Below are 14,315 nucleotides of genomic sequence, written 5' to 3'. Positions count from 1 at the left end.
GCCATGTCAACGAACCACACTCTGTCGCGCCTGTTTGCCAGCGCACTGATAGCCCTGCTGATCGGTGCCGGTGGCTTCGGTTACTGGCGCTCCACCCAGGACCGCTTGCCCGCCGGCTTGAGCATGGGCAACGGTCGCCTGGAATCCACCGAAGTGCAGATCGCCGCCAAGATCCCCGGACGCCTGGCCGAAGTGCGGGTGGATGAAGGCGACAAAGTGCTCAAAGGCCAACTCCTGGCGCGCATGGACACCCGCACCCTTGAAGCCCAACGTGCCCAGGCCGAAGCCGAAGTACTGCGCGCCAAGGAAAACTTCGCGGCCGCCGAGGCCAATGTGCAATTGCGCCAAAGCGAGCAACTGCTGGCCAACCAGGAACTCAAGCGTACCCAGGAACTGTACAAGCGGGGCTTCGCCAGCAGCCAGTTGATCGACCAGCAGCAGGCGCGCCAAAACACCGGCAATGCTGCCGTGATTGCCGCACAAGCCCAGGTCAACTCGGTGAAGGCCGCCATCGGCGCCGCCGAGGCCCAAGTCGCCCAGCTCACCAGCGAGATTGACGACAGCAGCCTACGCGCGCCGATCGACGGGATTATTCAGCTCCGCCTGGCCGAACCTGGCGAAGTGCTTGGCGCGGGTGGACGCGTGTTGTTGCTGATCGATCCGAATGATCAGTACATGAACCTGTACCTGCCCGCCTCCGTCACCGGGCGCCTGACCGTCGGCAGTGACGCACGCATCGTGCTCGACGCCCTCCCTCAGCAACCGCTGCCGGCAACCATCAGCTTTGTTGCCGCCAAATCCCAGTTCACCCCCAAAGAGGTGGAAACCCGTGACGAACGCCAGAAGCTGGTGTTTCGCGTCAAATTGCGCCTGACCCAACCCAGTGTCGTGCCCCAAGCCAAACCAGGCATGCCCGGTGCCGGCTATGTGCGCACCGCTGACATCGCCTGGCCGGCCAATCTGCAATGACCGGCCTGGCGCTGCATGCCACGGGGATCAACCACCGCTACGGCAAGCAACCGGCACTGGTCAACATTGCCTTCAGCCTGCCCGCCGGCACCCGGTGCGGGTTGATCGGCCCGGATGGTGCCGGCAAATCGAGCCTGCTGGGGTTGATCGCCGGAGTCAAAAAGCTCCAGGAAGGCCAATTGGAAGTACTCGGCGGCTCCATCGAAGACCGCCGCCACCGTAACAGCCTGTACCCGCGCATCGCCTTCATGCCCCAGGGCTTGGGCGGCAACCTGTACCCCGAGCTGTCCATCAACGAAAACATCCGCTTCTTCGCCACGCTGTTCGGCCTGTCGCAAGCCGATTGCGAACAGCGCATGCACAACCTGCTGCTGGCCACCGACCTCGCACGCTTCGCCGAGCGCCCCGCCGGTAAACTCTCCGGCGGCATGAAACAAAAGCTAGGCCTGTGTTGCGCGCTGATCCATGACCCGGACGTGTTGATCCTCGACGAACCCACGACGGGCGTCGACCCACTGTCACGCCGACGCTTCTGGGAACTGGTTGAAACCGTACGCAGCGAACGCCCACAACTGACACTGCTGGTGGCCACGGCCTACATGGAGGAAGCCGAGCAGTTCGAACACTGCCTGATGCTTGATCGCGGCAAGCTGATTGCGGATGGCCTGAGCCGCGAGCTGGCCGCCGCCACGCCCAGCGGCAAACTGGACGATGCGTTCACTCACTTCCAGGGTCACAGCGCCCACGACAACCAGCCGCTGGTGATTCCATCGCGTGCAGGCGACAACGCCGCAATCGCCATCGAAGCCCACGACCTGACCCTGCGCTTCGGCGACTTCACTGCCGTCGATAAAGTCAGTTTCGCCATCGGTCGTGGCGAGATTTTTGGCTTCCTCGGCTCCAACGGCTGCGGCAAGACCACCACCATGAAAGTGCTCACCGGGCTGATGCCGGCCACCGAAGGCAGCGCGACGCTGCTGGGCAACCCGGTGAACGCCAAGGACCTGGCGACCCGCAAGCGCGTGGGGTTCATGTCGCAAAGCTTCTCGCTGTACGGCGAACTCAGCGTGCGGCAAAACCTGGTGCTTCATGCGCAATTGTTCGACTTGCCCAAGGCCGACAGCGGCCCACGCATTGATGAACTGATCCAGCGCTTCGACCTGGGGGAGGTGGCCGAGCAACCTTCCGGCGAATTACCCCTCGGCCTGCGCCAGCGCTTGTCGCTGGCCGTGGCGGTGCTGCATCGACCTGAAGTGCTGATCCTCGATGAACCGACCTCGGGCGTCGACCCGGCCGCCCGGGATGACTTCTGGCGGCTGCTGATCGAGCTGTCCCGGGAGCAGGGCGTGACGATCTTCCTGTCCACTCACTTCATGAACGAAGCCCAGCGCTGCGACCGTATTTCCCTGATGCACGCGGGTAAAGTGCTGGCCTGTGACACACCGCAGGCACTGCAACAGCAGTTCCACGGCGACACCCTCGAAGCGGCCTTCGTCACCTGCCTGGAGCAGGCCCAAGGTGGGCCGGAACCCACTGCGCCCAGCGCCACCGTCAGCGAAGCCGGCGCGCCGCCCGTCAGCAAGCGCGGTTTCAGCCTGGCCCGGCTGTTGGCCGTGGCCAGTCGCGAAGGCAAGGAGTTGCTGCGCGACAAAGTGCGCATGGCCTTCGCCCTGCTCGGGGCGATGTTCATGATGGTGATCTTCGGCTACGGCATTTCCCTGGACGTGGAAAACCTCGCCTTCGCCGTCTATGACCAGGATCAGAGCCCACAAAGTCGCGCCTACCTGGAAGCCTTTCGCAGCTCGCGCTACTTCGCCGAACAAGCGCCGATTCACGACGCCAACGAACTGCACCGGCGCCTGCAACGCTCGCAAATCAAACTGGCCCTGGAGATCCCACCCGGTTTTGGCCGCGACCTCTATGCCGGGCGTCAGCCCACGGTGGCCGCCTGGCTCGATGGCGGCATGCCGTTTCGTGCGGAAACCAGCCGCAACTATGTAGAGGCGGTGCACCTGGGCAATCTCCAACAGTTGGCCGAACTGAGCAGCCTGCCCCGGGGTAACCAGGCCGCGGCCAAGCTGGAAACGCGCTTTCGCTACAACCAGGACGTGGTCAGCGTCAATGCCATCGGCCCGGGAGTAATGGCACTGATTCTGGCGTTTATCCCGGCCATGCTCACGGCCCTGGGCATTGTGCGCGAGAAAGAACTGGGCTCGATCACCAACTTCTATGCCACGCCCCTGACGCGCCTGGAGTTCCTGCTGGGCAAGCAGGCACCGTACCTGGCCGTCAGCCTGGTCAACCTGGCGCTGCTGGTGGCGATGAACCGTTGGCTGTTCGGCGTGCCCTTCAAGGGCAGCGGTGTGGCCCTGGCATTCGGCGGTTTGTTGTATGTGCTGGCCACCACCAGCATGGGTCTGCTGATTTCTGCGTTCACCCGCACCCAGATCGCGGCGATCCTCGGCACCATGATTATCACCAGCCTGCCGACCATCCAGTTTTCCGGGCTGATCGTGCCGCGTTCGTCCCTGGAAGGCGCGGCCGCGTTGATGGGCACGCTGTTCCCGGCGGGACACTTCCTGGACATCGCCGTAGGCACCTTCACCAAGGCCCTGGACCTGCGCCAGTTGTGGCCGCAATGCCTGGCGCTGTTCGGTTTTTTCGTCGGGTTCACCGGGTTGAGCCTGATCATGCTCAAGAAGCAGGAGGCCTGATGCACAGGTTCGCGCATATCCTGCGCCTGGGGATCAAGGAACTGACCAGCCTGCGCCACGACAGCGTGCTGCTGTTGTTTCTGTTCTACGCCTTCACGGTGGCCATCTACATGCCCGCCGCCGGTTCGGTGATCGGTGTGCATAACGCCAGCGTGGCCATTGTCGATGAGGACCACAGCGCGCTCTCGCGGCAGATGGCCGAAGCGTTGCAGCCGCCCGAGTTTCAGCCGCCTGTGCCGTTGGCCTACGATCAGTTGGACAAGGTCATGGATAGCGGCGCGTATACCTTTGTGATCAATGTGCCGGCCAACTTCCAGTCGGACCTGTTGGCGGGTCGCCAACCGGACATCCAAGTGAACGTAGACGCCACGGCGATGAGCCAGGCATTCATGGGCGCAGGCTATATCGGCAGGATTTTCCAGCGTGAACTGCAGCGCTACAGCGACCAGGCCAATGCCGCCGGCAAGGTACCGGCGCAACTGACCACGCGCGCATTATTCAATACCAACCTGGAGGGTGGCTGGTTCCTGGCGGTGATCCAGATCGTCAACAACATCACCATCCTCGCCATCGTATTGACCGGCACCGCGCTGCTGCGTGAGCGTGAACACGGCACCCTCGACCATTTGCTGGTGCTGCCACTGACCGCTCTGGAAATCATGCTGGCGAAAATCTGGAGCAACATGCTGGTGGTGGTGCTGTGTACCTGGCTGTCCGTGGAATGGGTGGTCAAGGGCCTGCTCGGCGTGCCGCTGGCCGGTTCCCTGAGCCTGTTCCTGCTGGTCACGGCGCTGTACCTGTTTGCCAGCACCGCCCTGGGGATTTTCCTCGCCACCCTCGCCCGCTCGACGCCTCAGTTCGGCTTGCTGGCGATCCCGGTGATCATCCCGATGCTGCTGCTCTCCGGTGGCAGCACGCCGCTGGACAGCATGCCCGAATGGTTGCAGTGGGTGATGCAGGGCTCGCCGTCAACGCACTTTGTGAGCCTCAGTGCGGCGATCCTGTTCAGGGATGCCGGCGTGAGCGTGGTGTGGCCGGACCTGTTGGCACTGGCGGGAATCGGGCTGGTGTTCTTTGCGGTCGCGTTGGCCAGGTTTCGTAAAAGCCTGGCCTCCTGAGGCGCCTGTACCGCCGTCATCGGGGGCAAGCCCCCTCCCACACCCGAGCAAATGTGGGAGGGGGCTTGCTCCCGATAGTCGCGCAGCGACTTACTGGATGATCAGGTTGTTGAACAACAGGTCTTCCACCATCGGCTTACCGGTTTCGTCATTCATGACTTGCTGGGTCTGCTTCAAGGCTTCCTGGCGCAGTTTCTCTTTGCCTTCGACCGTGCTCATGGCCTCGTTGGTCTGCTGGGTGAACAGCGCCACCAATTGGTTACGAATCAATGCATCGTTGGCTTTGACCGCAGCAGCGGCTTCAGGCCCGGTCACACGCAGCGCGATGTCGGCCTTGTACACCTTGAGTTTCGCCGTACCGTCCAGGCCGTAGTTGCCCACGAACGGCGGCGTCAGGCTGATATAGCTGACCTTCGGCGCCTCGCCTTCTTTGGCTTCTTCGGCCTGGGCCGCCATCGGCAAGGTCAGGGCCAGCATCAACAGAATCCACGCTTTCACAGTTCAATCCTCACATTCGGTTGCCCGGTAGCATAACGCTAGCAAGGCTGAGCACAAGCTTATGGCGGCTTATCAGGCCCGGGCATGCTCGTTGACCCACCGGCGTACCCTCCTACACTTATCGGCCACGACGCCAAAAGGAATAGTCCGATGAAAGCTGTGCTGTGCAAAGCCTTCGGCCCCGCCGAAACCCTGGTGCTGGAAGAGATCGAGAGCCCGGCGCTCAAGAAGAACGAAGTCCTGCTGGACGTGCACGCTGCCGGGGTGAACTTTCCGGACACCTTGATCATCGAGGGCAAATACCAGTTCAAGCCGCCCTTCCCATTCTCGCCGGGTGGCGAGGCAGCGGGCGTCATCAGTGCGGTCGGTGAAAACGTCAGCCACTTGAAAGTCGGTGACCGGGTCATGGCGCTGACGGGCTGGGGCAGCTTTGCCGAGCAGGTCGCTGTGCCGGGCTACAACGTGCTGCCGATTCCACCGAGTATGGATTTCAACACCGCCGCCGCATTCAGCATGACCTACGGCACCTCGATGCACGCGCTGAAACAACGCGCCCACCTGCAACCCGGTGAAACCCTGCTGGTGCTCGGTGCCTCCGGTGGCGTGGGCCTGGCGGCCGTGGAGATCGGCAAGGCCATGGGCGCCCGAGTGATCGCCGCCGCCAGCAGCGCCGATAAACTGGCCGTGGCCAAGGCCGCCGGCGCCGATGAGCTGATCAACTACAGCGAGGCGAGCCTCAAGGAAGAAATCAAACGCCTGACCAACGGTAACGGCGTCGATGTGATTTACGACCCGGTGGGCGGCGATCTATTTGATCAGGCCATTCGCTCGATTGCCTGGAACGGCCGCCTGCTGGTGGTGGGTTTTGCCAGTGGGCGCATTCCCGAACTGCCGGTGAACCTGGCCCTGCTCAAGGGCGCGGCCGTGGTCGGGGTGTTCTGGGGCTCGTTCGCCCAGCGCCAGCCACAGGACAATGCGGCGAACTTCCAGCAATTGTTCACCTGGCATGGCGAGGGCAAGTTGAAGCCGTTGGTGTCGCAGGTGTACCCGCTGGAGCAAGCGGCTCAGGCGATCAATGACTTGGGGCAGCGCAAGGCAGTGGGCAAAGTGGTCGTCCAAACCCGCTAATCAACTTGAAATGCGGGCAAATGTGGGAGGGGGCTTGCCCCCGATAGCAGGGTGTCAGTCACTGTATTTATTGACTGACCCACCGTTATCGGGGGCAAGCCCCCTCCCACATTTTGATCTGCATTATTTCCAAGAAGCAGATTACGACCCACGCTTGTCTATTTGCGACATGTTCGTAAGAGAACATGCAATCGCTCCGTTTTCCTGTGTTTGCAGATCAGAGGCGATGCTATTTTCGGTAACGAAACTGTAACATTCGCATCCGCAGTCAAAACAAGAAATTTGGAGCTCTTGAATGTTTGCTTTCTTTCGTCCTGCCGCACACCAGGCACCCCTGCCTGAAGAAAAAATAGACAGTACCTACCGACGGCTGCGCTGGCAGATCTTCGCCGGTATCTTCTTCGGTTACGCCGGGTACTACCTACTGCGCAAAAACTTTTCGCTGGCCATGCCCTACCTGATCGACGAGGGTTACACCCGTGGCGAGCTGGGCCTGGCGATGTCGGCGATCGCGATTGCCTACGGTCTGTCCAAGTTCCTGATGGGCCTGGTGTCCGACCGCTCCAACCCCCGCTACTTCCTGACCTTCGGCCTGCTGGTCTCAGCGGGGGTGATGTTCATTTTCGGTTTCGCACCTTGGGCAACGTCCAGCGTGACCATGATGTTCATCTTGTTGTTCATCAACGGCTGGGCCCAGGGCATGGGCTGGCCACCCAGTGGGCGGACCATGGTGCACTGGTGGTCGCAGAAAGAACGCGGCGGCGTGGTGTCGGTATGGAACGTGGCGCACAACGTCGGCGGCGGCCTGATCGGCCCGCTGTTCCTGCTGGGCATGGCCTGGTTCAATGACTGGCACGCGGCGTTCTACGTCCCGGCCACCGTGGCATTGCTGGTGGCGGCCTTTGCCTTCATTACCATGCGCGACACGCCGCAATCGGTGGGCCTGCCACCGATCGAGCAATACAAGAACGATTACCCGGAAGGTTACAGCGCCAGCCACGAAGAAGAATTCAGCGCCAAGGAAATTTTCGTCAAATACGTACTGCGCAACAAAATGCTGTGGTACATCGCCTTCGCCAACGTGTTTGTCTACCTGCTGCGCTACGGCGTATTGGACTGGGCACCGACGTACCTCAAGGAAGCCAAGCACTTCGACGTGGACAAAACCTCGTGGGCGTACTTCTTCTACGAGTGGGCCGGTATTCCCGGTACGCTGCTGTGCGGCTGGATGTCGGACAAGATCTTCCGTGGCAATCGTGGCCTGACCGGCGTGGTGTTCATGGCGCTGGTGACCGTGGCGACCCTGGTTTACTGGCTCAACCCAGCGGGCAACCCGACCATCGATATGATCGCGCTGTTTTCCATCGGTTTCCTGATCTACGGCCCGGTCATGCTGATCGGCCTGCAGGCGCTCGAACTGGCGCCGAAGAAAGCTGCGGGAACCGCTGCGGGTTTCACCGGGCTGTTCGGTTACCTGGGGGGCTCGGTGGCGGCGAGCGCGGCCATGGGCTACACCGTCGACCATTTCGGCTGGAACGGTGGGTTTGTGTTGTTGGTAGGCGCGTGCCTGCTGGCCATCGCGTTCCTGGTTCCTACGCTGTGGCATACCAACAGCGTCAGCGAAGCGCGATCAGCTACCGCTTGAGCAATCCTTGGTACAGCGCTTGAGCCGCGCCTCCAGATTCTTATCTGGCATGGCGTGGCTACGCAGGGCGTTCACGGTCTGCTCGACATAATCGCGAGTGGTGCCGTAACGCCCGCAAGCGCTTTGCAGCACATGATTGAGTACGATATCCGGCAAGTTTCCGGCATAGCTGGGCAAATGCCGCTCCAACACAAACCCCAGCGCCTGCACCTGATTGCCATCTTCCAGGCGGCAACTGAGCCAGTGCGGCCGGTACGAGGGGTAAGGCATTTCGCGCTGCCATAAGGCGTACAACGAGGCTTCCAGTTGGTCTTCCGGCAAACGGTAGGCAAACCCGCTGCAGGAACCCCCGCGATCCAGGCCAAACACCAACCCCGGCAATTCCGGCGTGCCACGGTGCTCGTGAGACCACAGGTACAGGCCGCGGTGATAACCGTGGACTCGCGCCCGCACCCGCTCGGTCGACGAACATTCAGGACGCCAGATCAGCGAACCATAAGCAAATAGCCAGACCGGCCCTCCCTTATGCCGAGCCATAGTGGCCTGCATGGAGCTCATCAATTGTTCGTGAGTCAGTTGCGGCCCCAGATCGAGCCGCGGAGGGTAAGCCAATTGCAAAAGATCGGTTTCAATGGCGGTCATGGCGAAAAACAGTGCGCCCCCTGTGTATTACCAGTTGTAAGCAACTTTACCGTAATAAAACGCGCCGCTGTAACCGTACGGCGAAAAAGTGCTGTAGGCGAGATTGCCGCCGCTGCTGGCGTACGCGTTGACCTTCTCCGGGTATTTGTCGGTGATGTTGTCGCCGCCCAGGGTGAAGGTCCAGTTCTTCAACTTGTAGTCCGCCGAAAGGTCGAGCACCCAGGCGGCCTTGAAGGTCTGGTCGTTGACCTTGTCCGCCTGGTAACTGGTGAACTCGCCATAGCGCACCAGGTTGCTGTGCAGTGCCCAGTTGCCATAGGTGAAATCGTTACCCAGGCTCAACTTGTGCTGCGGTGTGGTATCGCCGAGCAAACCGATGCGCTCACGACGATCGACCCGCACCAGGTTGGCTCCCAGGCTGTCCAGGATCGCCGGGTTGGCTTTCACATCAGTAACCTGGGTGTGGTTGTAGTTGTAGCCGACGGTGCTATTCCAACGAATGCCGTTATCGAACAGGTAGCGATAGTTGGCCACCAGGTCGACGCCGTCGGTGCTGGTGTCAGTGGCATTGGTGAAGTAACGGGCGCTGGTGTAGTTGATGTTGCCGACACCGTTGGCTTGCAGGTACGCGATGGTCGCCGGGTTCAGGTTGAGGTTGGAGGACAGACTGATGCGGTCGCGGATATCGATGCGGTAGACGTCGAGCGTCACGGTCAGGTCATCGGTCGGCTCCAGCACCAGGCCGAGACTGTAGTTGCGCGATTTCTCGGGCTTCAGGTCTTCAGCACCGAGCAAGCGGGCGACTTGGCTGCTGGCCGGAAAGGTGCCGGCCTCCTGGACAGTGCTGCCGATCAGTTGCGACGAGGTGTAGGCAAAGTTCTGTTGGGCCAGGGACGGCGCGCGGAAACCGTTGGAAAGGCTGCCGCGCAAGGCCACTTGCGGGGTGAAGTCATAGCGGGCCGACAGCGAACCGCTGACGTTGGAGCCGAAGTCGCTGTAATCCTCATGCCGCACGGCGGCCGAGGCGCTGAGTTTTTCGGTGAAATTGGTTTCCAGGTCCAGGTATTGGGCCCAGTTATGACGAGAGGTGCTGCCGGCGTCGGCGTCGCGGAACCCACCTAAGCCCGAACTGCCGGTCTGGTAGTAGGACGCCGGCTCGCCCGCTTCGATTTGATAACCCTGGCGCAGGTATTCGCCACCCAAGGCCACCGAAACAGGATAGGGCAAGAACCCCACGTCGAACTCTCGCGACAGGTCCAGGCTGACTTGGCGCTGGTCATTGCTCAGGGTGCCGTTGTTGAATTTGCGCGGCGTGGCCAAGCCAAGGGAGGTGTTGATGGTTTCGGTCCCCAACTCGTATTGGTTCTTGCCGTAGTTGGCCGACAGGTCGTAATGCCAGTCATAGGCCAGCAAGCCGCGCAAGCCCACGACCAGTGAGGTGTCTTCCAGGTTGCCTTTGATCAACGGCAGGTAGCCATTAGGGTTGAGCGCCGCAATGTTGTTGGACGCATTGCTCGCCCGGTAAAACGCAGCCGTCTCGCCGCGCCGCTTGCTGTAGCCGCCAAAGCTATAGAGTTCGGCCGCATCGCTGAACGCATATTCGCCGTTGAACTGGAACTTGCCTTCATCCGTGGCCGGTTCGCCCTGGCGGAACACTCGTTGGCCATAGGTCGTGGAGCCTACGCTGGCGGGGCGAAAATCGTTGCCGGCGCGGTTGGTGTAATCGTTGTCGGCCCCTTCGCCCGAGAGATTGATAAAGCCGTTATCGCCCAGCGCCAGCCCGGTGTTGCCGCTGAGGTTGCGCTGGATACCATCACCTTTTTTGTATTGGCCGAACTTGCTGGAGATCGAGCCGCCGTGGTCGGCGTGCTTGAGGATTACGTTGATCACCCCGGCAATCGCATCCGAGCCGTAACGGGCGGACGCGCCATCGCGCAGCACTTCGATATGGTCTACCGCCGACAGCGGGATCGCATTCAAATCCGCCGGCGCAGAACCACGCCCCACGGCACCGCCGAGATTGACGAAAGCGCTGGTATGCCGCCGTTTTCCGTTAACCAGCACCAGGACTTGATCCGGCGACAGGCCGCGTAACTGTGCCGGGCGCACCAGTTCGGCACCGTCCACCAGGCTCGGACGGGGGAAGTTGATCGATGGAATCAACCGTGCGAGTACCGCGCCCAACTCATCGGAGCCGGTGCTGCGCAGGGCTTCACCGGAAATCACATCGACAGGCGACAGCGATGCGCTGGCGGTGCGCTCTTGGGCGCGGGTGCCGGTGACGATCACGGTATCGAGTTTCGGTGCCTCAGCGGCGGCTTCGGCCGCGTGGACTGGATTAAATCCCACAGAGGTCAGCAAATTGGCCGACAAAAGTGCTGTGTACAACCTGTACGTCTTGTAGCTCCCCATACCGCTCCCCTTGGAATCTACTCGGAACTTCAATGCTCTGAGTTCTGACGATCGATCCGGCTGGCGGGCGGTGGCGGTCATTTATTGGTTATTGGCAGAAAGTCGGTAGTCCGTTGCTTATAGCTTAATAAGATATTTCTTACTTAAAAAATACCGAAATTGCATAAGCATAGGCGACCTGATTGTCAGCTCAGGTTCAGGCCACGCAGGACGCCAACCGTCAAACTGTGGCGTTCAGCGACCCACCCTAGCCGCCCCTTCAAACGACTACCGAGGTCGAACCATGAAATATCTTATTACCGGTCTGCTGCTATTGGCGCCGGCTGCCACAACGCTGGCCAGCGAAGACGAAAAAGGTTTCTGGTACGCACAGACCAGCCTGTACACCCGGCATTTTTCACCGGATCCACAGCACAATAACCATCAGGATCTGATCAACCTGGAGCGTAACGAAGCGTCAGGGCGGGTGTATGGCGCAGCGACGTTTCGTAACTCGTTCAGTCAGCGCTCTTACTATGTCTACGCCGGCAAGCGCTACGATATTGCTCAATCACCGCTCTACGTGAAGGTGACAGCGGGCGCACTCCAGGGTTATCGCGGCCAATACCGCGATAAAATACCGCTCAACCGATTCGGCGTGGCCCCGGCGATCATCCCCTCAGTGGGCGTGCATGTCGGCCCGGTGGCCAGTGAGTTCGTGCTGCTGGGTTTCAATGCCGCAATGCTCACGGCCGGCGCGCGTTTTTAAGGGCGAGGTGCGTAGGCAAATACGTCGGCACGCATCTGGTGTGCATCCATGCCGGCCTCGACCAGCGCATCCAAAGTGCCATAGATCATGGCCGGAGAGCCGCTGGCGTAGACATGGACGGCCTTGAGGTCGGCAATGTCTTCACACACGGCTTCATGCAACAACCCGCAACGCCCTTCCCAGCCGCATAGATCGCTGACCACTTTGTGCAGGAACAGGTTGGGCAGTTGCTGCCACTGTGGCCAGTGTTCGATTTCGTAGAAGTCTTCGGGTCGGCGCACGCCCCAATAGAGATGTACCGGGTGCTTGAAGCCAGAGGCGCGGCAATGCTCGATCAGGCTGTGCATCTGCGCCATGCCGGTACCGGCGGCGATCAACACCAGCGGCCCGTCGGGCAATTCGGCCAGGTGAGTGTCACCAAATGGCAGTTCGACGCGAGCCATCTGGTTACGCTGCAACTGGTCCAGCAGGTTGCGGGCACTGTCTTCGCGCGCCAGTACATGCAGCTCCAGATCGCGCCCGGCGTGGGGCGCTGAAGCCAGGGAGAATGCCGATTTCTCGCCGTTCTCCCGCTCGATCATCAGGTACTGGCCGGCGTGGTAACGCACCGCCTTACCGGCCGGCGCACGCAGGCGTACACGCCATACATCGCCGCCCACCTCCACGCACTCGCTCAGCTGGCACGACAATTTGCGCAACGGCAACTCTCCCGGCGCCAGCACGCCATCCCACAACACAATGCAATCTTCCAGCGGTTCTGCGATGCACGTGTAGAACTCACCGTGATCACGCACCTCACCGGCCTGCCGCACGCGGCCCTCCACCAACAGCGCCGCACACACATGGCACACGCCATTGCGACAGGCCTGAGGGCACTCATAGCCGAGGCGGCGCGCGCCTTCGAGGATTCGCTCGCCAGGGACCAGCTCCAGCACGGCGCCGGAAGGTTGCAGGGTTACACGCATCAATCTATTCCCAATTCTTTCCAGATCGCATCGACACGGGCAGTGACGGCCTCATCCTTGACGATTACTCGGCCCCACTCGCGGGTGGTCTCACCCGGCCATTTGTGGGTGGCATCCAGCCCCATCTTCGAACCCAGGCCCGATACCGGCGAGGCGAAGTCGAGATAGTCGATCGGCGTGTTGTCGATCATCACCGTGTCGCGCTTGGGGTCCATGCGCGTGGTGATGGCCCAGATCACGTCGTTCCAATCGCGGGCATTGATGTCGTCGTCGGTGACGATAACGAACTTGGTGTACATGAACTGTCGTAAAAACGACCATACACCCAGCATTACCCGCTTGGCATGCCCTGGGTATGACTTCTTCATGGTCACAACGGCCATGCGGTACGAACAGCCTTCCGGCGGCAGGTAGAAGTCGGTGATCTCCGGGAATTGCTTTTGCAGGATCGGGACAAACACTTCGTTCAATGCCACGCCGAGAATGGCCGGCTCATCCGGCGGACGGCCGGTGTAGGTGCTGTGGTAGATCGGCTTGATCCGGTGAGTGATGCGCTCCACGGTGAACACCGGGAAGCTATCGACTTCATTGTAATAACCGGTGTGGTCGCCGTAGGGGCCTTCATCGGCCATCTCGCCTGGATGAATCACGCCTTCAAGGATGATTTCCGCGGTGGCTGGTACTTGCAGGTCATTGCCACGGCACTTCACCAGTTCGGTACGGTTACCGCGCAGCAGGCCGGCGAACGCATATTCGGACAGGCTGTCAGGCACCGGGGTCACGGCGCCCAGGATGGTGGCCGGGTCAGCGCCGAGGGCCACGGAAACAGGGAACGGTTTACCCGGGTGTTTTTCGCACCATTCACGGTAATCCAGGGCGCCGCCACGATGGCTCAGCCAGCGCATGATGACCTTGTTACGGCCGATCACTTGCTGACGGTAGATGCCGAGGTTCTGACGTTCCTTGTTCGGGCCTTTGGTGACGGTCAGGCCCCAGGTGATCAGGGGGCCGACATCGCCGGGCCAGCAGGTCTGCACCGGGAGCATGGCCAGGTCGACGTCGTCGCCTTCGATGACCACTTCCTGGCAGACCGCGTCCTTGACCACTTTGGGGGCCATGGCGATGATCTTGCGGAAGATCGGCAGCTTCGACCAGGCATCCTTCAAGCCCTTCGGCGGCTCGGGCTCCTTGAGGAAGGCCAGCAGCTTGCCGATCTCGCGCAACTCGCTGACCGACTCGGCGCCCATGCCAAAGGCCACGCGCTCGGGCGTGCCGAACAGGTTGCCGAGCACCGGGATATCAAACCCGGTCGGGTTCTCGAACAGCAGCGCCGGGCCCTTGTTACGCAAGGTGCGGTCGCAAATCTCAGTCATTTCCAGCACCGGCGAAATCGGCATCTGGATACGTTTCAACTCTCCGCGCTGCTCAAGTTGCTGCACGAAATCCCGAAGATCCTTGAATTTCATTAACCATGCC

11 protein-coding genes are annotated in these 14,315 nt (G+C 61.1%); 6 read left to right on the top strand and 5 right to left on the bottom strand.

Annotation, left to right across the window (positions count from 1 at the left end; translation table 11 throughout):
- Window positions 1–3: 3 nt before the first annotated feature.
- From ACQRBT_RS10425 to ACQRBT_RS10415, 3 genes are read left to right on the top strand one after another with little or no spacing between them, the layout of a single operon-like run.
- The gene (locus ACQRBT_RS10425; protein ID WP_412046193.1) at window positions 4–969 is read left to right on the top strand and encodes an HlyD family secretion protein; all 966 of its coding nucleotides are present in this window, start codon (window positions 4–6) and stop codon (window positions 967–969) included.
- Window positions 966–3,683 (top strand): ribosome-associated ATPase/putative transporter RbbA, encoded by a 2,718-nt coding sequence (rbbA, locus tag ACQRBT_RS10420; RefSeq protein ID WP_412046194.1) that lies wholly within the window; start codon window positions 966–968, stop codon window positions 3,681–3,683. Before ACQRBT_RS10425 ends, rbbA begins: the two co-directional genes overlap by 4 nt.
- The gene (locus ACQRBT_RS10415) at window positions 3,683–4,801 is read left to right on the top strand and encodes an ABC transporter permease (RefSeq protein ID WP_060753571.1); all 1,119 of its coding nucleotides are present in this window, start codon (window positions 3,683–3,685) and stop codon (window positions 4,799–4,801) included. Before rbbA ends, ACQRBT_RS10415 begins: the two co-directional genes overlap by 1 nt.
- Before the next feature lie 90 nt (window positions 4,802–4,891).
- On the opposite strand, the gene ACQRBT_RS10410 is transcribed toward ACQRBT_RS10415, so the two are convergent.
- Window positions 4,892–5,299 carry a flagellar basal body-associated protein FliL gene (locus tag ACQRBT_RS10410; RefSeq protein WP_060753572.1) on the bottom strand — a complete coding sequence of 136 codons (408 nt, stop codon included), beginning with the start codon at window positions 5,297–5,299 and terminating at the stop codon, window positions 4,892–4,894.
- 150 nt (window positions 5,300–5,449) lie between these two features.
- Here ACQRBT_RS10410 and ACQRBT_RS10405 point away from each other — a divergent pair, with 150 nt between their 5' ends.
- Together ACQRBT_RS10405 and glpT are read left to right on the top strand one after the other, a co-directional pair.
- Window positions 5,450–6,427: an NADPH:quinone oxidoreductase family protein gene (locus tag ACQRBT_RS10405; RefSeq protein ID WP_412046195.1), complete on the top strand. Its 978-nt coding sequence runs from the start codon at window positions 5,450–5,452 to the stop codon at window positions 6,425–6,427.
- Window positions 6,428–6,722: 295 nt separating this feature from the next.
- Complete coding sequence (glpT, locus tag ACQRBT_RS10400) at window positions 6,723–8,072, top strand: glycerol-3-phosphate transporter (protein ID WP_060753574.1); 1,350 nt, start codon at window positions 6,723–6,725, stop codon at window positions 8,070–8,072.
- Here glpT and ACQRBT_RS10395 read toward each other — a convergent pair.
- Complete coding sequence (locus ACQRBT_RS10395; RefSeq protein ID WP_060753575.1) at window positions 8,058–8,714, bottom strand: gamma-glutamylcyclotransferase; 657 nt, start codon at window positions 8,712–8,714, stop codon at window positions 8,058–8,060. The two genes, glpT and ACQRBT_RS10395, sit on opposite strands and share 15 nt — an antisense overlap.
- A gap of 27 nt (window positions 8,715–8,741) precedes the next feature.
- Window positions 8,742–11,126 (bottom strand): TonB-dependent receptor plug domain-containing protein, encoded by a 2,385-nt coding sequence (locus tag ACQRBT_RS10390; RefSeq protein WP_412046196.1) that lies wholly within the window; start codon window positions 11,124–11,126, stop codon window positions 8,742–8,744.
- 283 nt (window positions 11,127–11,409) lie between these two features.
- Between ACQRBT_RS10390 and ACQRBT_RS10385 the strand changes: the two genes are divergently transcribed.
- Window positions 11,410–11,874, top strand: a complete 465-nt coding sequence (locus tag ACQRBT_RS10385; protein ID WP_060753577.1) for a hypothetical protein — start codon at window positions 11,410–11,412, stop codon at window positions 11,872–11,874.
- Here ACQRBT_RS10385 and ACQRBT_RS10380 read toward each other — a convergent pair.
- Together ACQRBT_RS10380 and ubiD are read right to left on the bottom strand one after the other, a co-directional pair.
- The gene (locus ACQRBT_RS10380; RefSeq protein WP_060753578.1) at window positions 11,871–12,839 is read right to left on the bottom strand and encodes a CDP-6-deoxy-delta-3,4-glucoseen reductase; all 969 of its coding nucleotides are present in this window, start codon (window positions 12,837–12,839) and stop codon (window positions 11,871–11,873) included. The two genes, ACQRBT_RS10385 and ACQRBT_RS10380, sit on opposite strands and share 4 nt — an antisense overlap.
- Window positions 12,839–14,305, bottom strand: a complete 1,467-nt coding sequence (ubiD, locus tag ACQRBT_RS10375) for a 4-hydroxy-3-polyprenylbenzoate decarboxylase (protein ID WP_104994984.1) — start codon at window positions 14,303–14,305, stop codon at window positions 12,839–12,841. The genes ACQRBT_RS10380 and ubiD overlap by 1 nt, the downstream gene beginning before the upstream one ends.
- Window positions 14,306–14,315 lie beyond the last annotated feature (10 nt).

This window comes from Pseudomonas sp. R19M (assembly GCF_050312585.1).
Lineage (GTDB): Bacteria > Pseudomonadota > Gammaproteobacteria > Pseudomonadales > Pseudomonadaceae > Aquipseudomonas > Aquipseudomonas palleroniana.
The sequence above is the reverse complement of the archived record's forward strand: the minus strand, read 5'-3'. Positions and strand labels throughout refer to the sequence as shown.

What these genes read in the sequence shown, in the direction of transcription:
- ACQRBT_RS10425 (WP_412046193.1), top strand. Translation starts at nt 4, where the DNA reads ATGTCAACGAACCACACTCTGTCGCGCCTGTTTGCCAGCGCACTGATA.
- rbbA (WP_412046194.1), top strand. Translation starts at nt 966, where the DNA reads ATGACCGGCCTGGCGCTGCATGCCACGGGGATCAACCACCGCTACGGC.
- ACQRBT_RS10415 (WP_060753571.1), top strand. Translation starts at nt 3,683, where the DNA reads ATGCACAGGTTCGCGCATATCCTGCGCCTGGGGATCAAGGAACTGACC.
- ACQRBT_RS10405 (WP_412046195.1), top strand. Translation starts at nt 5,450, where the DNA reads ATGAAAGCTGTGCTGTGCAAAGCCTTCGGCCCCGCCGAAACCCTGGTG.
- glpT (WP_060753574.1), top strand. Translation starts at nt 6,723, where the DNA reads ATGTTTGCTTTCTTTCGTCCTGCCGCACACCAGGCACCCCTGCCTGAA.
- ACQRBT_RS10395 (WP_060753575.1), bottom strand. Translation starts at nt 8,714, where the DNA reads ATGACCGCCATTGAAACCGATCTTTTGCAATTGGCTTACCCTCCGCGG.
- ACQRBT_RS10390 (WP_412046196.1), bottom strand. Translation starts at nt 11,126, where the DNA reads ATGGGGAGCTACAAGACGTACAGGTTGTACACAGCACTTTTGTCGGCC.
- ACQRBT_RS10385 (WP_060753577.1), top strand. Translation starts at nt 11,410, where the DNA reads ATGAAATATCTTATTACCGGTCTGCTGCTATTGGCGCCGGCTGCCACA.
- ACQRBT_RS10380 (WP_060753578.1), bottom strand. Translation starts at nt 12,839, where the DNA reads ATGCGTGTAACCCTGCAACCTTCCGGCGCCGTGCTGGAGCTGGTCCCT.
- ubiD (WP_104994984.1), bottom strand. Translation starts at nt 14,305, where the DNA reads ATGAAATTCAAGGATCTTCGGGATTTCGTGCAGCAACTTGAGCAGCGC.